Raw genomic sequence first — 22416 nt, 5'->3', positions numbered from 1 at the left:
ACATAGATTGGGATTTTTTATTTCTAGAAGAATTACTTTCAAAAATTTTCAGGGCTTCCTATTACAAAAGTTATTCAAACAATAGAAAAGCAACAATCAATGTCATAATCACGTTAAATAACTGCGCCAATAAAAAAGCGAACAATGGTTTTTTACTACTATTTGAAAAAAGCTCTTTAAAATTGGTTTCAAGACCAATACTAGTAAAGGCTAAAGCAAACCAAAGACCTTGAATATTTTTTAAACTTTCTTTTACAACTTCTCTCGTTTCAGATGGAACCAAAAAAGAAAAAAACAAAGAGGCAGCAATAAAACCCAAAACAAACTTCGGAAAACGCTCCCAAATAACTCCTAAAGTAGGTTTGGCAGCCTGAACATCGGCTGTTTGGTTTTGCGTATACGTCCAATAAACTGAAATCGCAAAAGCAGCAATTCCTAATAAAACATTTTGAGAAAACTTAACGATAGTACTTATTTTTAAAGCCGTCTCGCCTACTAATGACCCCGAAGCAACAACCGCTCCCGAAGTATCAATGCTTCCGCCCAACCAAGCTCCTGTAACTGTTTCTGGAAAGTTAAAATATTTAGCAATCATCGGCATAAAAATCATCATTGGGATTGCAGTAACCAACACCATCGAAATTACGTAAGATAACTTTTTTGAATCTCCTTTAATAGCTCCCGAAGTAGCAATAGCTGCTGATACGCCACAGATGGAAACGGCACTAGATATCATCATAGTCAGTTCATCGTCAACTTTAAGTTTTTTACACAACCAAAAGGCAAAGTACCAAACTGACAAAACCACAACCAATGCTTGTATAAGTCCCAACGAACCAGCTTTTAGAATATCTGAAAAAATCACACTCGTTCCTAAAAGCACCAAACCAATTTTGACAAAGACTTCAGTTGAAAGCGCTGTACGAAACCAGTCAGGAAGTATAACCAAATTACCGATACACAACCCTATTGCTAAACTAAAAATAACCGCTTCTAAATTATAATTTTTTACCCAGCTGTTTCCGGCACAAATAAGAGCCAAAAGGGTAAGAGCATACAGTACTGGAAAAACTATAGCAAAATACCGCACTGACTTACCAATCAACAATGCTGCAAGACTGCCTAATGCTCCAAAATAGAAAAATTGAACAAGGATAAGCAGCACATTTTCTTTTGAAAAAACCGTATCCATCAAATCAGAACCCGTGGACCATTTAAAAACAGGCACCTCTGGCAGAAATACAAACAGCGATATAGCAATAATTAAAAATCCAATGAGTACCACAGTCCAATCTTCGTGAAGACCAAAATTCTTTTCTTTCTTTTCCATTAGAATTAGTTTGTGTTATAAAATTAATATTGTGTAGCGATAAAGTAGGCTTATCAAAAATAGCAACCTTTAAAAATTTACTTTCCCCACTTGTCACTACTATACAAATCTTGGTAAATAATTATAAAAAATAGCTTTACAATTGGGAAATAACAAAAAGACGCAACTCAATTCGCTTGGCGGCAGAGCACAAAATTACCTGCTTTTGTAATTTAGCATCCTAACAACATGTTGGTATAATGCGGGATGATTCTCTTTAAAAATTAAAGGAGATTCAAAGAAATGCTCTAAAACCACGGCCATAAATTCAAACTCATTTTCATAAGCATAAGCTCTAAAATATCCTTTTCGAAGTAATTCATTTTGACGATTAGGGTCTAAAAAATAACTTAGTGATTGGTTGAAAGAATCGTGATACACAATTGCACTTGCATCTTTACTTTTTACGCCATGCACTTGTAAGGCATGCGCAAACTCGTGCAAACCCAAATTAATATTGTCATTTTTCGTTTGTAAACCGGACATAAAATCTTCCCAAGAGAAAACTATTGCCTTCGCTTTTATATTTAACTCCCCTTTGTGAAAGACACCATTGCCATCCGAATCATAAGAAGTAGGATAAATAATAATTACTTCAAAAACAGCTATTAAATACTTACGCAAACCAAAACTCAGCATGACGTAAGTAGCAGCGATTAAAACCCGCATCTCATCGGTAACTTCAATTTTCCTACCTACAAATTGATAACGCTCGATAAAACACACTATTCTATGTTCAAAATAGGATTTGTATCGTGTGGAAAGTGCCGTGTAGAAAGGAAAATTTTCAAGAAGTAATTCTCTTTGATTCGGTGACAATTTGCGTTGTACCGGATAAAAATGAACATAAAGTGGCTTATTAAAAAGAAATAAAAAAATGGGCTCTACAATCACAAAGATCACATAGAGCAAAAGAGATACAGCAACAAACCCAGAAATTATCAATGCAATTGTCATACGAAAAGATGGATTTATTAAAAAAGCTTCAACCATGCTCCCTCCTTGGGAAATCAGTTGAAGCTTTAAAGTTAAAAGTGGCCGCGACAGGGTTCGAACCTGCAACCCTCAGAGTCGAAATCTGATATTCTATCCAGTTGAACTACACAGCCAAAAAAATCTCAAACAAAACAGTTTTTCATTGGAGTGTTAAAAACACTGTTGGTATGCAAAAATGTAACTGCCGATTACAAACCAAACGGAAAAGTTTTGTTTTTTTTGAGAGGCGCAAGTAACGATTTTAGATTTACAAAATAAAATCGTTATGCATAAATTTCTGACTAGGTCAATAATTTTTTTACTATTGTTGAAATCGTTCTACCCTCAGCGGTTCCACCAAGTTGTGCAGAAGCCAATCCCATTACTTTACCCATTGCTGCAATACCAGAAGCTCCTGTTTCAGCAATAATTTTAGCAATTACAGCTTCTACTTCCTCCTCACTTAACTGAGCTGGCAAGAATTTTTCGATTACAGCGATTTGAGCCAATTCTGGCTCAGCCAAATCCAAACGGTTTTGCTCTGTAAAAATTCTTGCGCTTTCTTTACGTGTTTTTACTAAACGTTGTAATAACTTCACCTCTTCATCTTCGGTAATTTCTTCTTTAGATCCAGAAGCCGTTTGCGCTAAAAGAATCTCACTTTTTATGGCTCTTAAAGCTTCTAAAGCAACTGTATCTTTGGCTCTCATGGCGGTTTTCATTTCGTCCATGATTTGTACTGATAAACTCATATATTGGGTTTTAAATTTTGTTTTAGTGTTGTAGTTGAAACAACTTATGAATGATGCATTTTTGCCCCAGATGAAAGTGAAAAGCCTTTTGAGAGGAAAACACATTTTTTTCTTGGACTTAAAAAGCGACCAAAGGAAGCTATTTTAAGGAGGTAGAAAAAAGTGTTTTGTGCCAAAAGCTTGTAACGGCAGCTGGAAATAGGCTCGACAAATTTACAGCATTTTAACCGTAATAGCAACTGCTGTTAATGTCATAACATCAAAAAAAATAACCCGAAAATAAGTTCTATTTTCGGGTTATTTACATTTGGTATTATTGCGTATTAATCAACGTTATCGTGCAAATACGAGTTGTTTGATCTGAATTGTAAATCGTTGTTACTGTCAGTACTCAATGAAATTCTTGAATTAGCACTGTTCACTTGATTAGTTGAAATATCGACTCCAGAACGCTTGTAGGCTGGTCCTTTATCAAAATCGTCACGATTCGCTACGTTGTTATTGAACTTATAGTTGAATTCTTTTAATTTTTGACGACGCTCATCTGCTTTCATACGCATTGATTCCTCAATAGTCATTTCCATTGGCGAAATTGCTGCGAAATCAACTGGCGCCTCATTTACTGTGCGCTCAACATGCTTTAGTGTAATATTTAATTCAGCTGGAATTACAGGTTCAACTACTTTAGCAACTGGCTTTGGCATGAACTCTGCTTCTGGCTCCATAAACTCCTCTAAAGAATATTTGATAATGCCGTTATCTGAAAGTTCTGTTACAGGAACGAACTGAACCGCATCATTTACTTTGATTTCTTTTGTTTCGTTGGTTAGTTCCCAAACTACTTTATTTTCTTGCACTGGAGCTGCTGCTTCAGTCTTAAAAAGTGGCAAGTCAAAAGAAAATGCGGTTTGTTCTTGCTTTTCTGGCGCTTTTGGCTGAACTGCTTTTACTTCTGGAATAGCATTGGTTACTACAAAATCGATATCAGTGATTGGAGAAACTATCTCGAAAGTAACATCCAAATTTTTGATAAAGTCAGACATTCCAATTAACTCCTCAGCATTTACCTCTGGAGCTGCAACAACAGGAGTAGGAACGACTACTTCATCTTCCATAAGATCAAAGACAATTCTTTCGCTTGAACTTGAAGATACTGGAGTTTCAATATTGATATCAAAAGTATTTACTGACGTATTACTTAAATTATGAACACTTCTTTGCTCATCCTCTAAGGTGTGAATAATTTTTTTTGGCTCTGTGTTTACGATATCATTCTGTTGTTCGATATCAAAACCTGTAGCAATAATTGTAACTGCAATAGAATCACCAAGAGCTTCATCCTCACCAACACCCATAATAATATTGGCATTGTGACCTGCTTCAATTTGAATGTGGTCATTGATCTCGCCAATTTCATCGATAGTAATTTCATTAGTTCCAGAAACGATAAGCAACAATACGTTTTTGGCACCAGTAATTTTATTATCATTCAATAAAGGAGAATCTAAAGCTGCGATAATAGCCTCTTTTGCTCTGTTTTCGCCAGAAGAAACAGATGATCCCATAATTGCTGTTCCGCTGTTATACAACACGGTCTTAGCATCACGTAAATCGATATTTTGCGTGTAGTGGTGTGTGATTACCTCTGCAATACCTCTTGAGGCTGTAGCTAAAACTTCATCCGCTTTTGAAAATCCTGCCTTGAAACCAAGATTACCATAAACTTCTCTTAACTTATTATTGTTGATTACAATTAAAGAGTCAACCTGCTTACGCAATTTTTCGATACCAATTAAGGCTTGTTCCTGACGTACTTTACCTTCAAATAAGAAAGGTAAAGTCACAATACCTACAGTAAGAATATCTCTTTCTTTAGCTAATTGTGCAATTACAGGAGCAGCACCAGTACCTGTACCTCCACCCATACCAGCAGTAATAAAAACCATTTTGGTATTTACATCTAACATTTTCTCTATCTCAGAGATACTTTCGATGGCTGATTGTTGTCCTACATCTGGATTTGCGCCTGCTCCCAAACCTTCAGTTAAGTGTACACCTAATTGAATTTTGTTTGGAACAGCACTATTATGCAATGCTTGAGAATCTGTATTACAAACGATAAAATCTACCCCTTTGATTCCTTGTCTAAACATGTGGTTTATAGCGTTACTACCGCCGCCACCGACCCCTATAACTTTTATTACATTTGATTGATTTTTAGGTAAATCAAATGAAATACTTCCAAATTCTGTGTTGCTTGGCATAATTTTGGGTTTTTGATATTTATTATTAATTCTTATTCTTTGCTGACTTCTTATTCTACGTTATCTAAAAATTCTTTAATTTTTTCTACATAACGATCAAAGAAGTTTTTTTGTATTCCTTTTACTGTCGAAGGTGCCTTCACTGCTTCTGGCTCTACCTGCACTTCTTCTTCTGGTTCATAAACAACAGTTGGTGTTTCTTGAACTCTTTTTACAATTTCTTTTGGTTGTTCTATTTGACCTTTTCGAACAGCACTTTGAGAATTATTCTCGATACTCTTCATTACCAAACCTACTGCTGTCGCGTATAAAGGGCTTGAAATTTCTTCATCTGAATTACCTGCCAAGTGCTCATTAGGATAACCAATACGCGTATCCATACCGGTAATGTACTCCACCAATTGTTTGATGTGCTTAAGTTGCGCACCACCTCCAGTTAATACAATACCTGCAATTAATTTTTTGCGAGGATCTTCGTGTCCGTATGCTTTTACTTCTGTAAAAACTTGATCAATAATTTCTACAACTCGTGCGTGAATAATTTTAGACAGATTTTTCAAAGAAATCTCTTTCGGCTCTCTACCTCTTAAACCAGGAATTGAAACAATTTCGTTGTCTTTGTTTTCACCTGGCCAAGCAGAACCAAATTTTACTTTAAGCAATTCAGCTTGTTTTTCTATGATTGAACAACCTTCCTTGATGTCATCTGTTATTACATTTCCACCGAAAGGAATTACAGCTGTGTGACGAATGATTCCATCTTTAAAAATAGCCAAATCAGTAGTTCCACCACCAATATCAATCAAAGCAACACCTGCTTCTTTTTCTTCTTGACTCAAAACTGCGTCTGCCGAAGCCAACGGCTCTAAAGTAAGTCCTGACAAATCAATACCAGAACTTTGAATGCAACGTCCTACGTTTCTAATAGAAGCAGCTTGCCCTACCACAACATGAAAACTCGCCTCTAAGCGTCCGCCGTACATACCGATAGGTTCTTTTATTTCAGATTGACCATCAATTTTAAATTCTTGTGGTAAAACATGAATAATCTCTTCTCCCGGCAACATAGCAAGCTTGTTGACTTGGTCAATTAAAAACTGTATGTCATTTCCGCCAATAACCTCTTCCGGATTATTTCTACTAATATAATCTGTATGCTGTATACTACGAATGTGTTGACCCGCTATACCAACAACAACATCCTTAATTTTAAAACCTGAATCTATCTCCGCTTCCTGAATTGCTTGCTGTATAGATTGAATAGTTTGGGTAATATTATTTACCACACCTCGAGCCACACCAAGACTTTTGGATTTACCTAATCCTAAAATTTCGAGTTTCCCGTACTCATTCTTTTTACCTATCATGGCAACAATTTTAGTTGTCCCAATATCTAGACCTACTGCAATGTTCTCTTTTTCCATTCTCTATTATTTAGTGCAAACTACTTGATCCGTAAATCGGAGGTCAATTTTCTTATATTTATACAACGAACTATCTAAAACTGCTTTTTGAAAAAAAGCTTTATAGTTTTTAAATTTCACTGCCGCATTTTTTAAATTACCAAAATCGATGCGGTAATCAAAATTCCTATTGTACATTTTTAGGCTACTGTTCGGCATTATCTCGACTCCAATAATATTTTTTTTCAAAAAATCATCTTCGTAAATCAACCGAAACAAATTCACCAATTCTTCATTATTTACTGACCCAATTACTCCAGAAACAAGCGGAACTCTTGCAGTAAAATTGGTTGACAAAGGCATTGTACCACCTTCGTAATCAATATAAAAAGACCTTTCATTGGCAAAAACTCTTGCTATTGGGGTCTTTTGCTTTACTACTGCTTTAAGCACGCCATCAATAGTCACAAAAACATCTGATTCTTTAATCATTTTTTGTGAATTGATAGTTTGCTCCAACTCCCTCAAATCTAAAGTAAGTTTTTCAATACTTTTTACATCCCTGTTTTTTTCTATTAACAATTTATTAACCGATTCTTGTTTAACATACGGATCTAATTGCTCAACAAAAATAACTTCTGTAGCTCTTAATTTCCTTTTTTCATTTCGTTTTGAAGTGAACGAAAAAAGAAAAATAACTAGTCCAAACATCAGGACTAATCGGGTATTTGTCCAATTAAAGCGTTTCATTGATAGCCATTTTAATTTGCGGAACCATCTCTCCTATATCACCTGCACCAATAGTCACAATCACTGTTGCATCGCTAGCCAAAACAGCAGGAATAACCTCCGATTTTGTTAATAACTTTTTATGCTCATTTGACACCATTTCTAACAACCAACTTGAGGTAATTCCTTCAATTGGTAGCTCTCTTGCTGGATAAATATCAAGTAACAAGATTTCATCAAAAGCTGAAAGACTTTTTGCAAAATCAACTGCAAAATCTCGCGTTCTACTAAAAAGATGTGGTTGAAATACTGCAAGTACTTTTTGCCCAGGATACAATTCTCTAACGGCTTGATGTACTGCATTAATCTCAGTAGGATGGTGAGCATAGTCGTCTATATAAACCTTTTCATCACTTTTAATCTGGTACGAAAATCTTCTTTTAATCCCTTGAAAAGAAGCAATGCCTTTTGCAATGGCCTCGGTTGGGGTGCCGAATAAATTAGCCATTGCAATCGCCATTAATGCATTCATTAAATTATGTTTTCCTGGCAATCCAAAATGTAGGTCTTTGATGATTTCAGTAGGTGTCTGTACATCAAAAACATAACTTCCGTTGCCAATTCGCACATTATAGGCACGATAAGGTGCATCCGTATTAATTGAGCAAACCACCCCATCAATTGGTAATTCACTTGTTATGAATAACTTGTTTTTATCTTCTACTTTAGAGGCAAATTCGATAAACGACGCTTCAATTGCATCGCTCGTGCCATATATATCCAAATGATCTGCATCCATAGAAGTAATACATGCTATATTTGGATGCAAATGTAAAAACGAACGATCGAATTCGTCGGCCTCGACAACAGTGACCGTTTTTCCGTTTCCGATTAAGTTTGAATTGTAATTTTCTACAATGCCGCCAATAAAAGCGGTAACATCGGCGCCACTTTGATGCAATATGTGACCTAAAATTCCAGAAGTAGTTGTTTTACCATGTGTACCCGCAACGGCAAAACAAAAAGTATCTTTAGTAATAATTCCGAGTACCTCGGCTCTTTTTTTAATCACAAAATTGTTTTGCAGAAAGAAATTCCATTGTGAGTGCGAAACTGGAACAGCCGGAGTCACTACTACCAATGTGCTTTCAACAGAAAAATGAGATGGAATAAGAGTTACGTTATCTTCAAAATTAATTGCAATACCAGACGCTATCAACTCGTTGGTTAATACCGATGGCGTCTTATCATAACCCGCTACTTGTTTTCCCAAGGTTTTAAAATAGCGCGCCAGATTACTCATACCAATACCACCTATACCGATAAAATAAACGTTATGTATTTGCTCTAGATTCATTTTTTATTCTGTTTAAAATTTTATTCTAACGAAGTATCACTGTTTTACACTAAACTTAATTTCCTTAATCCCGAATCAGTTTCACAATTTCGTCAACAATATCTTTAGTCGCATTGGGCTTAGCCAAAGCTTTCATATTTGTGCTTAAACTTTTTTGCAACTTTTCATCGTGCAATACATCGTTGAAAAGTGGCTGAAATTTAACTTCTAAATCGCTTTCTTTTAATAAAAGTGCTCCCTTTTGATCAACAATTGCTTGTGCATTTTTAGTTTGATGATCTTCGGCAACATTTGGTGACGGAATGAAAATAGTCGGCTTTGCTACCAAACATAATTCAGACACAGATGAAGCACCAGCACGTGAAATCACGAAATCAGCAGCTGCATAAATTAAATCCATTCTGTCAATAAATGCTACCACTTGAACGCCAGGTTTGCTGTTCAAATGCTCATACTCTGACTTATAAAAATTGCCACATTGCCAAAAAACTTGAACACCAGAAGCAATCAAAAAATCCAATTCTTTTTCAATTAATTGGTTAATTCTTCGTGACCCAAGGCTTCCGCCTAAAACCAAAAGCGTTTTTTTAGAAGCATCTAAATTAAAATATTCAATTCCTTGATTTCTTTTTGATTCAATATCTAACAGATCTTGACGAACAGGATTTCCTGTTACAATAATTTTATCTTTTGGAAAAAAGCGTTCCAAATTGCTATAAGCCACACATATTTTGCGTGCTTTTTTACTCAATATTTTGTTTGTAATTCCAGGAAAGGAATTCTGCTCTTGAATTACAGTAGGAATTCCTGCCGATCCTGCCATTTGCAATAGCGGACCACTCGCAAAACCTCCCGTACCGATAACAACATCTGGTTGGAATTTTTTAATTATAGCTTTTGATCGCCATAAACTTGACATTACTTTTAGTGGAAATACAGCATTATCAAATGTGAGCTTACGTTGTAAACCAGCAATCCATAAACCCTCGATAGCATATCCTGCTTGAGGTACTTTTTGCATTTCCATTTTATCTTGGGCACCTACAAAAAGAAAAGAAGAGTCAGGAAAACGCGACTTTAATTCATTTGCAATAGCGATAGCTGGATAAATATGTCCGCCTGTCCCGCCTCCACTCAATATGAATTTATAGTTTTTCATTTTTGTATGCTTAAATATCTACTGTACTTTATTTATTGTAAACTGCCTTCAAAGGATTTGAACCTTTTTCTTCAATTGAGTAAGAAGGTTCTGCATTGTTTTCAGCCTCGATAGTCTCATCAATTAAACGCTGTAAAACTTCATCACGCTTGGCCGCTTCTTTCTGTTCTTCGGCGATTTCTTCTTCTTTTTTCGTCACACTTAAAATAATACCAAGTGCAATACAAGTCATCCAAATAGAAGTTCCTCCACTACTAATTAATGGTAAAGTTTGACCTGTAACCGGTAATAACTCAACCGCAACAGCCATATTGATCATTGCTTGAAATATCATCGGAAATCCTAAACCGATAACCACTAATTTCCCAAACATGGTAGGCGCTTTATGAGATGCTACTACGAAACGAATAAGCAAAAACATATAAATAATCAAAACTCCAATTCCTCCCACAAGTCCATATTCCTCAACGATTATAGCGAAAATAAAATCGGAGGAAGATTGTGGTAAAAAGTTTTTTTGTACACTTTTACCTGGACCCAAACCGTAAATTTTACCAGACGCTATAGCAATCTTTGCTTTTTCTATTTGGTAATCGTCTTCATCTGGTTTGTCGCTTGTAAAACTTTCTATTCGGCTTATCCAAGTATCTACACGATTAGGAAAAGCATTGGGAAAAGCTTTAGCAACTAAAATAAAAAATACTAAAGCTACAATACCTGATCCAACTATAAATCCGATATACTTTAAAGGATATTTACCAATAAAAACTAACATAATTACCATTGAAAAAATCAAGGCAGTTGTTGAAAAATTCGATGGTAAAATAAACATTAGGGTGATGAAAACAGGCAACCACAATTCCTTACAGGATTGTACAAAATCTATGGGAGTTTCTCTAGTTTTAGAAAGGTATCTTGCAACATAAATAAACAAAATCAGCGCAGCAAATGCCGATGGTTGAAAGGACAAACCGATGAACGGAATTTGTAACCACCTACTAGCGTTTGCGCCACCAATAACGGTTCCTTTTACCATTGTAATCAACAAAATCACCCAAACAAGAGGCAATAGCAATCTAGATAAAGAACGAAAATATTGGTACGGAATTTTGTGTACATAAAAAATAATGGCAAAACCACAGCAAATGTGAACCAAATGTTTCAATAAATATCCCAGGGTATTTCCCGTACCATGGCCTAAATAAGCTAAATTACTACTCGCACTAAAAACAGGCATAAACGAAAACAAAGCCAATAAGGCCACAAATGACCATATTACTTTATCTCCTTTTAATTTGTTTACTAGATTTTTAATCATTGCTTGTAGTTTTGAACTTTGGGAATGGATTTCTATTATAAACTTTTAACCGCTTGCTTGAATTGTCTTCCTCTGTCTTCGTAGTTTTCGAACAGATCAAAACTAGCACATGCTGGCGACAATAATACCGTATCACCTTTCTCTGTTAAACGCTGTGACATACGAACTGCATCATTCATATTCGTTACCTCAATCATCATATCAACTACATTGCCAAAAGCATCGATAATTTTTTTATTATCCACTCCAAGACAAATAATAGCCTTTACTTTTTCGCGAACCAAAGACATTAACTCATTATAGTCATTTCCTTTATCTACACCACCCACAATCCAAACTGTTGGTGTATTCATGCTATCTAATGCAAAAAAAGTTGCGTTTACATTCGTTGCTTTTGAATCGTTGATATATTGTACGTTTTGAATTTTAAGGACTTTTTCAAGACGATGCTCTACTCCTTGAAAATCCGAAAGACTTTCTCTGATGGTAGCCTTTCTTATTTGCATTAATCGAGCTACAGAAGTTGCTGCCATTGCGTTTTTCATGTTATGTTTTCCTTCTAATGCAATGTGCTCTGTGTCCATTGTAAATTCGTCTTTAGTAATCTTTACTTCCATTTTGTTATCTTTTATAAAGGCTCCTTCGCTGAAAGTTTGTGTCAATGAGAAAGGAATTAATTTTGCTTTTGTTGTATTGTTTTTTAACCAATTTGTGATCGCCTCATCGTCGGCATCGTAAATCAAATAATCCTCTTCGGTTTGATTCATTGTAATCCTGAACTTGGCTGCTATGTAATTATCATAATTGTATTCGTAGCGATCCAAATGATCTGGACTTATATTTGTAATTATAGCAATATGCGGTTTGAATTTTTCTATTCCGTCTAGCTGAAAACTACTTAGTTCGAGTACGTACGAATCGTACTTATTATCGGCCACTTGCCAAGCAAAACTTTTACCGATGTTACCTCCTAACCCAACATTCAAACCTGCCGATTTTAGCAAGTGATGCGTAAGCATGGTCGTAGTCGTTTTACCGTTACTACCTGTAATACCCACAATTGTTGCTTTTGTAAAAGGAGCTGCAAATTCAATCTCTGATATTACCGGAATTCCTTTTTCTAAAAGCTGTTGCACCATTGGCGAACGATCAGGAATACCAGGACTTTTCATCACTACATCGGCGTTTAAAATTAAATCTGCCGTGTGCTTTTCTTCTTCCCAAGCAATACCATTAATTAGAAGAACTTCTTTGTAATTGTTTTTGATTTTCCCAAAGTCGGATACAAAAACATCGTATCCCTTACTTTTTCCAAGGATCGCGGTACCTACACCGCTTTCGCCTCCTCCTAAAACTACTAGCCTCATACTATCTTAATTTTAAAGTAACGATAGACAAAATGGCTAACATGATGGCTACAATCCAAAAGCGAGTTACAATTTTGCTTTCGTGGTAACCTTTCTTTTGATAGTGATGGTGCAAAGGCGACATTAGAAAAATTCTTCGTCCTTCGCCAAAACGTTTTTTGGTATATTTAAAGTAGCTCACTTGCAGGACTACTGAAAAATTTTCGACTAGAAAAATTCCGCATAATAAAGGAATCAGCATTTCTTTACGCACTGCAATTGCTAGTACAGCGATAATTCCTCCTATTGTTAAACTTCCTGTATCGCCCATAAAAACCGATGCGGGATAAGAGTTGTACCATAAAAAACCAATTAACGACCCAACAAATGCGGCTATAAATACAGTCATTTCACCCGAATTGGGGATGTACATAATATTAAGGTAGTTCGAGAAGATTATATTTCCAGAAACAAAAGTAAAAATACCGAGTGCCAAGACACTGATTGCCGATGTTCCTGCGGCCAAACCATCAATACCATCAGTTAAATTCGCTCCATTAGAAACCGCTGTGATAATAAAAATAACAACTGGAATAAAAACCAACCAAGCCCATTTTTCATAACCATCACCCGTCCAAGCTAAAACCTCAGCATAATCGAATTCGTTGTTTTTGAAAAACGGAATTGTTGTTGCTGTCGACTTTTCTTCGATAGGAGCTGGAGTTATTACTGTACTATTTGGCGCTTTAAAAATATCCGATGTCGAAGTATCAGTGCGCACCGTAACTCCCGCATGAAAGTACAAAACAGTACCTACTATTAACCCTAATCCTACTTGACCTATTACTTTAAAAATTCCTTTTAAACCTTGTTTGTCTTTTTTAAAGATTTTGATATAATCGTCAATAAAACCAATAGTTCCCATCCATAAAGTGGTCACTATCAACAAAACGATGTAAATATTATGCAGTTTAGCAAACAAAAGAACCGGCAACAATGTGGCAAAAATAATGATCAAGCCACCCATGGTTGGCGTACCTGCTTTTTCATTTTGTCCCGCTAAACCAAGTTCACGAACTGTTTCTCCTACTTGCTGTCTTTGTAAAAAACGAATAATTCTTTTACCGTAAATGGTAGACAATAATAACGAAAGCATTAAAGCTAAGGCAGAACGGAAGGTAATGTACTGAAAAACTCCTGTGCCCGGCACATCCATTACTTTGTCTAAATATTCGAATAAGTAGTATAGCATAATTCGTTGTTTATTTTATGATTCGGTTTGATTTACGATGAAAAGCAAACTTGAACTTGATTTTATTTTTCTAATAATTGTAATAACTCTTTTACCGTTTCCATATCATCAAAATGATGACGAACACCGTTTACTTCTTGATACGACTCATGCCCTTTTCCAGCAATTAAAATGATATCGTTGGACTGAGCCAATTGACAGGCGGTTTTTATAGCTTGGCGTCTATCAGTGATTGAGACCATTTTTTTGAAATCTTGCGCAGGCACACCTTCCTCCATCTCTTTGATAATGATTTCCGGATCCTCGTTACGCGGATTATCAGCTGTAAAAATGGCTTTATCACTCCAAGTAGTTGCTAAAGCTGCCATAATAGGTCTCTTAGCTTTATCTCTATTTCCTCCACAACCAACTACCGTAATCAATTGCTCGTTCTTGGTGCGGATATCGGTTATGGTTTTCAAAACATTCTCAAGAGCGTCTGGTGTATGAGCATAATCCACAATAGCCGTAATATTCTCTTTCGAAACGATAAACTGAAAGCGACCTGAAACACTTTCTAAATTTGATAACAACCTTAAAACCTCAAGGCTTTCTAAGCCTAATTCTACTGCGGCACCATAAATTGCTAATAAATTATAAGCGTTGAAGGTTCCTATTAACTTCACCCAAACTTCATTTCCATTTATCTTAAGCAGTAAACCTGCTAGTTGATTCTCTAAAATTTGCGCTCTATAATCAGCATAAGATTTTAAAGCATACGTACATTTTTTTGCTGCCGTATTTTGCATCATCACCATTCCGTTTTTGTCATCGGCGTTTACGAGTGCAAAACTACTTTTTGACAAACCATCAAAAAATGCTTTCTTGACATCTCTGTATTCTGCAAACGTTGCGTGATAATCCAAATGATCGTGCGACAAATTGGTGAAAATCCCACCCACAAACTGCAAAGATTCCGTTCTTTTTTGATGAATACCGTGCGAGCTTACTTCCATAAAACAGTGGGTTACGCCAGCATCAACCATTTCAAGTAAGTAACGATTGATAGTCAAAGAATCTGGAGTAGTATGCGTTGCTTTGTATTCTACATCATCAACTAAAATTTTAACGGTAGAAAGCAAACCAACTTTAAAACCCGCTTTTTTAAACAATTGATATAATAAAGAGGCGATAGTCGTTTTACCATTTGTACCCGTAATTCCAACCAATTTCAATTCACTTGATGGATTTTGATAAAAATTCGCCGCCATAAAAGCTAGAGCAGCATTCGCATCAGCCACACGGATATAAGTCACATTCGGCTCCAATACCGCTGGCAACTGCTCACAAACAATAGCTACTGCACCTTGCGAAATGGCAGTGCTAATAAAATCATGCCCATCAGAAATTGTTCCTTTGATAGCCACAAAAACATCATTTACTCCAATATTTCGGGAGTCAAAATCAATTTTATTGATAGTTACAGTAGTTACCCCTTGAATAGATTCAATGGCTACTTTATGTAATATGTCTTGCAATACTTTCATGATAATTCTAATAATACCGTTGCGTTTTTCACCAATGCATCTCCTGCTTGCAAAGATTGTTTTTTCACTTTACCTACGCCAATCACCTTAACTTTAAGTCCAAGATTACCTACTAAAGCTACAGCGTCCATGCCAGACATTCCTTTGAGGTTTGGCATAACATTGGCTTTCTTTTGCACTTTTGAATAAAAAGAAGCATAATGTGTTTCTTGTTTTTTGATTTTTCGATCAATATTTCTTATTGCGTTTGTTGATGGCGCATCAGTAAAAATCTTTTGTGCAATTCGTTTAAAAACAGGTCCGGCTACATCTGCTCCATAAAAATTATTCAGTGCTGTGTTCGGCTTGTGAACCACTACGATACAAGAGTATTTTGGGCTTTCAGCTGGAAAATAGCCCACGAACGAAGAAGCATAATACATTCCTGTTCGACCTGCTTTACCGTAATTGACCTGAGCGGTTCCTGTTTTTCCTGCCATCGAAAACTCTTTCGAATATAATTTTTCCCCTGTTCCTTTTTTAACCACATTAGCCAAAACTGCTTTCAGTTTTACAATGGTTTCCTTCGAGCAAATTCTCGGGTTAAGGACCTCTTTATCGTATTTTTTAATGGTTTTGTTCCACTCCTTAATTTCAGAAACAAACTGTGGCTTCACCATTTCTCCATCATTAGCAACAGCATTATAAAAAGCTAAGGTTTGCATCGGTGTAATGTGTACGCCATACCCGAAAGCCATCCACGGCAAAGAAACTCTTGACCAATTTTTATCAGTAGGTTGCGGCACATACGGAATTCCCTCTCCTTTTATAGAAAGTCCCAAAGTTTTACTTAAACCATAATTATTAAGGTGATTTACAAACTGTGACGGATTGTCTTTGTAGGCATTGTAAACCGCTTGAACTAAAACCGTATTTGAAGAAACCTCAAAACCACGTCCTAATGAAATTTTGCCATAACCTCCTTTATGAGAGTCGCGAACTTTGCGACCAAAATAAGTAACCTCTCCACCTTTACTATCAAAAACAGTACTCGTATCAGCTTTTTTATCTTCAAAAAGCGCCATTAAATCGGCTAGCTTGTAGGTAGAACCAGGTTCATGCGATTCGGCAACAGCATAATTAGTCGTTTCATAATAAGTTCCGTCATTGGCGCGTCCTAAGTTTGAAATTGCTTTGACATGACCTGTTTTTGTCTCCATCACTACTACTGATCCGTGATCTGCCTCATAGGCTTCCAATTGTTTTAACAAAGCATGATGCGCAATATCTTGTATGTACACATCAATTGTTGAAATCACATCGTATCCGTCCTGAGGATCAACTTCATTTACATCACGAATTGGTTTCCATTGACCTTTAGCTATTTTTTGTTTTAAAATTTTTCCGTCTTTTCCGTTTAAATATTCTCTAAAAGCCCATTCAATTCCTTTTCCGTCAACTGAAACGCCATTTGCAGTACGCTCGTAACCCACAGTTCTTTCGGCTATTTTACCAATTGGATGCTCGCGAACTGTTTCTTGCTCTACGATAATTCCGCCTTTGTATGCGCCTAAATTAAAAAGAGGAAAACCTTTAATTTTAAAATATTGCGTATAGCTTAATTTTCGACCAATTAAAAAATACCTGTTTTTGTTGGCTCTGGCTTTGCGCAATTCATTTTCGTAGAAATAAGCGGTTTTACCCAAAACAGTGACTAGCGAGTCTGATAATGACTTTACGTTTTTCTCAAATGCCTCGCTTTTTGGGGCCAAAGCATCAAAACGAATTTCGTAATTAGGTATAGATGTTGCCAATAAACTACCATCTGCCGAGTAGATATTCCCTTTGTTGGCTGGAATAACAAAATTCCTAACCGTTCTTTCTTTAGCAAGCTGACGATAATATGCTCCTTCGACCCACTGAATGTTGGTCAACTTTACCACAATAGCAATTGCCATCAAAAAGATGAAGCCTGCTACTAGGTAAACTCGGTAGGAAATATTTTTATCGTCTACTGCCATATTTTTTGAAAAAAGTTTTTCTCTTCTTTTTTAACCACTTTAATTTTAATTGGAGGAACCGTCGCTGGAAAAATTTGTTTCTCCTCCATTTTTTTCGACACTGTTGATTCCATTTTTAATTTCATTAACTCTGAACGACGATCTACAAATTCTGATCGTAACTCCTTGACTTCATTAGTTAATGCTACAATTCTAAACACCTTTTGCTCGTAACGCTGCGTATTGGCAATCATGATTATCGCCAGTATTATTATAAAGACAATGAATCTCCAGTTTTTGAATGCATCATCGTTAACTAGAAATCGGGCTTTTAAAATATTGTACACTCCGTTTTTCATCAGTAATGCCCTTATTTTTTTTCTGCTATGCGCAGTTTTGCACTTCTTGCTCTATTGTTCTCCTTAATTTGCTCGTTGTTTGGAACAATTAACTTGCCTACACTTTTAAAAGGAACAGAAAAATTGCCAAAAAAATCACGTTCTGGTTCCCCATCAAAAAGTCCGTTTTTCATAAAGCGTTTCACCAAACGATCTTCGAGTGAGTGATACGATATAATACTTAAGCGGCCTTCAGGACTTAATATTTCTAATGACTGCTCTAAGAATTCTTTTAAAACATCCATTTCTTGGTTTACCTCAATACGAATGGCTTGATAGATTTGCGCCAAAATTTTATTCTTTACACGATCTGGTAAAAAACGAGCTAAAACTTCTTTCAATTCGTCGGTAGTTTTTATCGGATATCGCTCGCGTTCCTCCACAATTGTTCTGGCAAGAGCAGGCGCATTTTTCAATTCCCCGTAATCCAAAAACACTCTTTTTAATTCCGCTTCTTCATATTCATTTACAACCTTATAAGCGTTTAGATCGTTTTTTTGACTCATGCGCATGTCTAAACCTGCATCAAATCGAGTAGAAAAACCGCGTTCCGGCACATCAAACTGATGTGAAGAAACTCCAAGGTCGCCCAAAATTCCATCTACACTTTTAACACCATAAAATCGTAAAAAGCGCTTGATAAATCTGAAATTTTCATTTATTAAGGTAAAGCGATCGTCATTCAAAGCATTAGCCAACGCATCTTCATCTTGGTCAAAGGCAAACAATTTACCATTCGGACCTAATCTTTTTAATATTTCTTTGGAGTGACCACCGCCACCAAAAGTTACGTCTACATAAACTCCATCAGGTTTTATATTCAAACCATCAACTGATTCGTGAAGCAAAACTGGATTATGATATTCCATTGTCGTCGTCATTTAAATTCCCCATTACTTCTTCGGCTAGATCAGCAAAATCCATATCTTCACCACTTATTGATTTTTCGTATAAATCTTTATCCCAAATCTCTACAATATTTACTGCAGAAGAAAACACTACATCTTTTGAAATACTGGCAAAAGAAACTAAATCCTTTGGCACCAAAACTCTTCCTAAAGCATCAATTTCAACCACTTTTACACCTGCCGTAAAACGACGAATGAAATCGTTGTTCTTTTTAACAAATCGATTCAACTTGTTAATTTTTGCCATCATTGCATCCCATTCTTGCATCGGATACAGCTCCAAACAAGGCTGAAACACCGAACGCTTCAAAACAAATCCGTTTTGAAGAGAAGAGGCCAACTGCTTTTTGAGAGGCGCTGGCATGAGCAGCCTTCCTTTAGCATCGACTTTACATTCGTATGTTCCGACAATTGTGTTCAAACAAAAAGTGTTTATTGATATAGAGCAAAAATATAAAAAATATTACCACTATTTACCACTTACTACCACTTTGTTAATAAGTTTAATCACTTTCATCCCATAATAGGTAGTTCATAGACTGTCAACATATTAGCATTCGAAAAGTAAAAATGTAGGAAACCTAACGTTAGATTAAACATTCCAAAAACACTATCTGTATTTCATCGATATTTAGACAGAATTAATCGATAAAAAGAGGCATTCTTATACTGATTTTGGCAATAAAAAATAGGTCTCTTACGCAAGGTTTAATGATAATTTTAGAATTAAAAAACACCCGAAAAATTCATTTTTGTTTATTAAATCCTATATTTGTCGAAATTGAAAATAGGCATTCAAAAAAAATGGAAAAACATTATAAAAAAGAAGGTAAATACAGCTATTATGAAGCAGGTGAAGGAACTCCCATTGTCATTTTACATGGCTTGATGGGCGGACTAAGCAACTTTGATGCCGTTGCCAATCACTTTTCCTCAAAAGGATACAGAATCATCATTCCTGATTTGCCAATTTATACCCAGAATATTTTAAAAACCAACGTAAAAAGCTTTGCCAAATACGTTAAAGATTTTATTACTTACAAAGGATTAGAACGCGTTATTCTATTAGGTAATTCACTAGGAGGCCATATTGCGCTGTACCACACTAAAATGTACCCAGAAAAAGTAGCAGGACTAGTAATTACAGGAAGTTCTGGATTATACGAAAGCGCTATGGGGGATAGTTACCCAAAAAGAGGTGACTACGAATACATCAAGAAAAAAGCCGAAGACGTATTTTACGATCCTAAAGTTGCCACAAAAGAGTTGATTGATGAAGTGTACGAATCAGTAAATGACAGAATCAAATTAATTAAAACTTTGACTATTGCTAAGAGCGCCATCCGTCATAACATGGCCAAAGATTTACCAAAAATGCACGTGCAAACTTGTATTATTTGGGGTAAAAATGATAAAGTTACGCCACCAGATGTTGCTGAAGAATTTAATAAACTATTACCAAACTCTACCTTGTATTGGATTGATAAATGCGGACATGCCGCTATGATGGAGCATCCGGAAGAATTCAATAGGCTGTTAGAAGAATGGCTTACGCACACCCATTTAGCAATACATTAATCTCAGCAGCCTCACATTCCCAATTTAATATGAAAATCAATACCGCCGAATTTGTAATTAGTAACTCTGATGTTTCAAAGTGCCCGAAGGACTTCTTGCCAGAATATGCCTTCATAGGTCGTTCTAACGTGGGGAAATCTTCGTTGATTAATATGATTACCAATCACAAAAAGCTTGCAAAAACTTCAGGCCGACCTGGTAAAACACAATTAATCAATCACTTTTTAATCAACAACAATTGGTTTTTGGTTGATTTACCTGGTTACGGCTACGCCAAAGTATCTAAAAAAACAAAATCTATTTTTCAGGAATTCATCACAGATTATTTTGAAACTAGAGAGCAATTGGTGTGCGCTTTTGTATTGATTGATATTCGTCACGAAGCGCAAACTATTGATGTAGAATTCATGTCGTACATGGGAGAAAGTGAAATTCCGTTTTGCATCATTTTTACCAAAGCTGATAAAATTAGTAAAGTAAAAATTGACTCGCATATTGCGGCATACAAAAAGAAAATGTTCGCTAACAACTGGGCCGAAATGCCTCAATACTTTGTAACCTCCGCTACAGAAGGCATCGGAAAAGAAGAATTACTAAGCTATATTGATGAAGTAAACCAAGAAGTTTTTAAAAACAATAGTCAGTTTTAAGAACTGGTACAAAATAAAAAATCCAAATTCAGTTTTCGAATTTGGATTTTTTTTACTTTTTATTTTCCGCTCACAAGCTCTAGCTTCTCAGCAAAATAATCACAGAAATCTTTCATGGTATCAGCCATTTTCTCATCGTTTGTAGCACGTTTAAAAGTATCTGCCATTGCCACTAAAGTTTGATGAAAGAAAATTTTCATTTCATCAACAGGCATATCTTTTGTCCATAAATCAATTCGCATACTTTCTTTGGCTTTACTATCCCATATAGATAGCATGATGGCTTTAGTATCTTCTTGTTCTACGCCACCATCAGCAGCAGACCACGTTAATTTTTCAGGTACTCTATTTTCATCAAGTTCAATTTGAAACTTAATTTCGGATGTGTTGGTATTAGACATTATTTTTTAGGTTTGTATTTTGATTGAACAAATATTTCTTTAGCGTTGGTTTTTAATAATTCTGACAAAGGTACTTCGTTATTTTTCGCGTAAGCTCGAACAATTTGCCATCCAATCCAGGCACCCACTTGACCTGGTGAATCGTTGTCAATTTCAAGATAAAATTTAGAAAAAGGCGCCGGATTAATAAATCGTGGCGCTAATTTTTGGTCGGTGCTATACAGCATTTCTTTTTCAAGAAAGTAACGCCAGATGTAGCTTTCATTCTCTTCGCACCATTTAATTTGTTCTGGAGTATATCCCATTTTGTCAGCATCTGAGTAAGCAGGCAACAACAAATCTTTTAAATACAATTGTTTCCCTTGATAAATCATCTGACTCATAAAATCTTTCTCGATTGGCACTTGTATTTTGCTACCAGCAAAACTAGCAACCACATCAGGTGCAATTTGCTTGGGTTCGAAATTTTGTTTGAGATACTTCGGAAACTGATAAAACTTATGTCCTTTTCCTAAATACAATTCTAACGAAACAATTACCAAACTATCTGCATAAATAGCTTTGCTGTTATAATCCATTTCAGCAATGATGGTGACTAACTTTGGCGTTTTTACTTCTGGGAAATAATATTTTGCATGTTTAAAAACTTCGGTTACCTCTTGCTTTACAGAATCAATATTGCTGTACTTTTTTTGTACTTCGGTATACAATTCTCGCCACAACGGGTTTTGCATTTTTTCAATCCACACCTCATCAGGAGTTCCTTCCGGAAAAAAGTAAGGGTAACATTTTTTGATTTTTTGAAGATCTTCTGGTTTTGTTTCAAAAAACAATTGATCAAAACGTTCCACTTTCATTTCGACTGGGATTGCTTCAACTTCTTTCTCAACCTTAGATTTCTTATCACAGGATGCAATAAAGAAACAAAAGACAATAAGAAACAGGTATTTTTTCATATTAATTTTTTAAATTTGTTAGTAAGGAATCCTGAAAAAAGGAGAGCAGCACAAATTGCTTTTGCAAATATACATTCCTGCTTTTTAAAACGTAAT

20 protein-coding genes and 1 tRNA gene are annotated in these 22416 nt (G+C 35.8%); 2 read left to right on the top strand and 19 right to left on the bottom strand.

The features are described from left to right. Positions 1–70: 70 nt before the first annotated feature. The 17 genes from G9Q29_RS03580 to mraZ all read right to left on the bottom strand — a co-directional run bounded on the left by G9Q29_RS03580 (position 71) and on the right by mraZ (position 19156). Positions 71–1330 carry a YeiH family protein gene (locus G9Q29_RS03580; RefSeq protein WP_166133343.1) on the bottom strand — a complete coding sequence of 420 codons (1260 nt, stop codon included), beginning with the start codon at positions 1328–1330 and terminating at the stop codon, positions 71–73. Positions 1331–1525: 195 nt separating this feature from the next. Next, positions 1526–2326: a zinc-dependent peptidase gene (locus G9Q29_RS03575; RefSeq protein WP_166133341.1), complete on the bottom strand. Its 801-nt coding sequence runs from the start codon at positions 2324–2326 to the stop codon at positions 1526–1528. A gap of 78 nt (positions 2327–2404) precedes the next feature. Then, positions 2405–2478, bottom strand: a tRNA-Arg gene (locus G9Q29_RS03570). 168 nt (positions 2479–2646) lie between these two features. Next, complete coding sequence (locus tag G9Q29_RS03565; protein ID WP_166133340.1) at positions 2647–3096, bottom strand: GatB/YqeY domain-containing protein; 450 nt, start codon at positions 3094–3096, stop codon at positions 2647–2649. A gap of 323 nt (positions 3097–3419) precedes the next feature. Next, positions 3420–5360 carry a cell division protein FtsZ gene (gene ftsZ, locus G9Q29_RS03560; protein WP_166133338.1) on the bottom strand — a complete coding sequence of 647 codons (1941 nt, stop codon included), beginning with the start codon at positions 5358–5360 and terminating at the stop codon, positions 3420–3422. A gap of 50 nt (positions 5361–5410) precedes the next feature. Continuing rightward, positions 5411–6784, bottom strand: a complete 1374-nt coding sequence (ftsA, locus tag G9Q29_RS03555; protein WP_166133337.1) for a cell division protein FtsA — start codon at positions 6782–6784, stop codon at positions 5411–5413. 6 nt (positions 6785–6790) lie between these two features. After that, the gene (locus G9Q29_RS03550) at positions 6791–7513 is read right to left on the bottom strand and encodes a cell division protein FtsQ/DivIB (RefSeq protein WP_166133335.1); all 723 of its coding nucleotides are present in this window, start codon (positions 7511–7513) and stop codon (positions 6791–6793) included. Next, entirely contained in the window at positions 7500–8849 is a 1350-nt protein-coding gene (murC, locus tag G9Q29_RS03545) for a UDP-N-acetylmuramate--L-alanine ligase (RefSeq protein ID WP_166133333.1), read from the bottom strand. Before murC ends, G9Q29_RS03550 begins: the two co-directional genes overlap by 14 nt. 64 nt (positions 8850–8913) lie before the next feature. Further along, a complete protein-coding gene (murG, locus tag G9Q29_RS03540; RefSeq protein WP_166133331.1) occupies positions 8914–10008 on the bottom strand; it encodes an undecaprenyldiphospho-muramoylpentapeptide beta-N-acetylglucosaminyltransferase in 1095 nt (364 codons plus the stop codon). A gap of 28 nt (positions 10009–10036) precedes the next feature. Further along, complete coding sequence (locus G9Q29_RS03535; RefSeq protein ID WP_166133573.1) at positions 10037–11323, bottom strand: FtsW/RodA/SpoVE family cell cycle protein; 1287 nt, start codon at positions 11321–11323, stop codon at positions 10037–10039. A gap of 38 nt (positions 11324–11361) precedes the next feature. Continuing rightward, positions 11362–12693, bottom strand: a complete 1332-nt coding sequence (gene murD, locus G9Q29_RS03530) for a UDP-N-acetylmuramoyl-L-alanine--D-glutamate ligase (RefSeq protein WP_166133329.1) — start codon at positions 12691–12693, stop codon at positions 11362–11364. Between the two features lies 1 nt (position 12694). Further along, positions 12695–13924, bottom strand: a complete 1230-nt coding sequence (gene mraY, locus G9Q29_RS03525; RefSeq protein ID WP_166133327.1) for a phospho-N-acetylmuramoyl-pentapeptide-transferase — start codon at positions 13922–13924, stop codon at positions 12695–12697. A gap of 62 nt (positions 13925–13986) precedes the next feature. Further along, complete coding sequence (locus tag G9Q29_RS03520) at positions 13987–15450, bottom strand: UDP-N-acetylmuramoyl-L-alanyl-D-glutamate--2,6-diaminopimelate ligase (protein WP_166133325.1); 1464 nt, start codon at positions 15448–15450, stop codon at positions 13987–13989. Then, positions 15447–17450, bottom strand: coding sequence for a penicillin-binding protein (locus G9Q29_RS03515; RefSeq protein ID WP_166133323.1), 2004 nt, complete (start codon positions 17448–17450; stop codon positions 15447–15449). Before G9Q29_RS03515 ends, G9Q29_RS03520 begins: the two co-directional genes overlap by 4 nt. Further along, a complete protein-coding gene (locus G9Q29_RS03510) occupies positions 17441–17788 on the bottom strand; it encodes an FtsL-like putative cell division protein (protein ID WP_166133321.1) in 348 nt (115 codons plus the stop codon). The genes G9Q29_RS03515 and G9Q29_RS03510 overlap by 10 nt, the downstream gene beginning before the upstream one ends. A gap of 11 nt (positions 17789–17799) precedes the next feature. Further along, positions 17800–18708, bottom strand: a complete 909-nt coding sequence (rsmH, locus tag G9Q29_RS03505) for a 16S rRNA (cytosine(1402)-N(4))-methyltransferase RsmH (RefSeq protein ID WP_187038234.1) — start codon at positions 18706–18708, stop codon at positions 17800–17802. Beyond that, complete coding sequence (gene mraZ, locus G9Q29_RS03500; RefSeq protein ID WP_166133317.1) at positions 18683–19156, bottom strand: division/cell wall cluster transcriptional repressor MraZ; 474 nt, start codon at positions 19154–19156, stop codon at positions 18683–18685. Before mraZ ends, rsmH begins: the two co-directional genes overlap by 26 nt. 383 nt (positions 19157–19539) lie before the next feature. Between mraZ and G9Q29_RS03495 the strand changes: the two genes are divergently transcribed. Both G9Q29_RS03495 and yihA read left to right on the top strand, forming a co-directional pair. Beyond that, a complete protein-coding gene (locus tag G9Q29_RS03495) occupies positions 19540–20313 on the top strand; it encodes an alpha/beta fold hydrolase (RefSeq protein ID WP_166133315.1) in 774 nt (257 codons plus the stop codon). Positions 20314–20342: 29 nt separating this feature from the next. Next, positions 20343–20963, top strand: a complete 621-nt coding sequence (gene yihA, locus G9Q29_RS03490; RefSeq protein ID WP_166133313.1) for a ribosome biogenesis GTP-binding protein YihA/YsxC — start codon at positions 20343–20345, stop codon at positions 20961–20963. A 59-nt stretch (positions 20964–21022) separates the two neighbouring features. On the opposite strand, the gene gldC is transcribed toward yihA, so the two are convergent. Then, positions 21023–21364, bottom strand: a complete 342-nt coding sequence (gene gldC, locus G9Q29_RS03485) for a gliding motility protein GldC (protein ID WP_166133311.1) — start codon at positions 21362–21364, stop codon at positions 21023–21025. Continuing rightward, on the bottom strand, positions 21364–22320 hold the full coding sequence (gene gldB / locus G9Q29_RS03480; protein WP_166133308.1) for a gliding motility lipoprotein GldB: 957 nt from the start codon (positions 22318–22320) through the stop codon (positions 21364–21366). Before gldB ends, gldC begins: the two co-directional genes overlap by 1 nt. Positions 22321–22416: the final 96 nt, after the last annotated feature.

The organism is Flavobacterium turcicum, from assembly GCF_011365745.1.
Lineage (GTDB): Bacteria > Bacteroidota > Bacteroidia > Flavobacteriales > Flavobacteriaceae > Flavobacterium > Flavobacterium turcicum.
The sequence above is the reverse complement of the archived record's forward strand: the minus strand, read 5'-3'. Positions and strand labels throughout refer to the sequence as shown.

Bases quoted from the DNA above. Each gene is read 5' to 3' on its own strand.
- G9Q29_RS03510 (WP_166133321.1), bottom strand. From the start codon at position 17,788: ATGAAAAACGGAGTGTACAATATTTTAAAAGCCCGATTTCTAGTTAAC.
- mraY (WP_166133327.1), bottom strand. From the start codon at position 13,924: ATGCTATACTACTTATTCGAATATTTAGACAAAGTAATGGATGTGCCG.
- murG (WP_166133331.1), bottom strand. From the start codon at position 10,008: ATGAAAAACTATAAATTCATATTGAGTGGAGGCGGGACAGGCGGACAT.
- G9Q29_RS03515 (WP_166133323.1), bottom strand. From the start codon at position 17,450: ATGGCAGTAGACGATAAAAATATTTCCTACCGAGTTTACCTAGTAGCA.
- rsmH (WP_187038234.1), bottom strand. From the start codon at position 18,708: ATGACGACGACAATGGAATATCATAATCCAGTTTTGCTTCACGAATCA.
- gldC (WP_166133311.1), bottom strand. From the start codon at position 21,364: ATGTCTAATACCAACACATCCGAAATTAAGTTTCAAATTGAACTTGAT.
- G9Q29_RS03580 (WP_166133343.1), bottom strand. From the start codon at position 1,330: ATGGAAAAGAAAGAAAAGAATTTTGGTCTTCACGAAGATTGGACTGTG.
- G9Q29_RS03550 (WP_166133335.1), bottom strand. From the start codon at position 7,513: ATGAAACGCTTTAATTGGACAAATACCCGATTAGTCCTGATGTTTGGA.
- murD (WP_166133329.1), bottom strand. From the start codon at position 12,693: ATGAGGCTAGTAGTTTTAGGAGGAGGCGAAAGCGGTGTAGGTACCGCG.
- G9Q29_RS03575 (WP_166133341.1), bottom strand. From the start codon at position 2,326: ATGACAATTGCATTGATAATTTCTGGGTTTGTTGCTGTATCTCTTTTG.
- G9Q29_RS03565 (WP_166133340.1), bottom strand. From the start codon at position 3,096: ATGAGTTTATCAGTACAAATCATGGACGAAATGAAAACCGCCATGAGA.
- murC (WP_166133333.1), bottom strand. From the start codon at position 8,849: ATGAATCTAGAGCAAATACATAACGTTTATTTTATCGGTATAGGTGGT.
- yihA (WP_166133313.1), top strand. From the start codon at position 20,343: ATGAAAATCAATACCGCCGAATTTGTAATTAGTAACTCTGATGTTTCA.
- ftsA (WP_166133337.1), bottom strand. From the start codon at position 6,784: ATGGAAAAAGAGAACATTGCAGTAGGTCTAGATATTGGGACAACTAAA.
- ftsZ (WP_166133338.1), bottom strand. From the start codon at position 5,360: ATGCCAAGCAACACAGAATTTGGAAGTATTTCATTTGATTTACCTAAA.
- G9Q29_RS03495 (WP_166133315.1), top strand. From the start codon at position 19,540: ATGGAAAAACATTATAAAAAAGAAGGTAAATACAGCTATTATGAAGCA.
- gldB (WP_166133308.1), bottom strand. From the start codon at position 22,320: ATGAAAAAATACCTGTTTCTTATTGTCTTTTGTTTCTTTATTGCATCC.
- G9Q29_RS03520 (WP_166133325.1), bottom strand. From the start codon at position 15,450: ATGAAAGTATTGCAAGACATATTACATAAAGTAGCCATTGAATCTATT.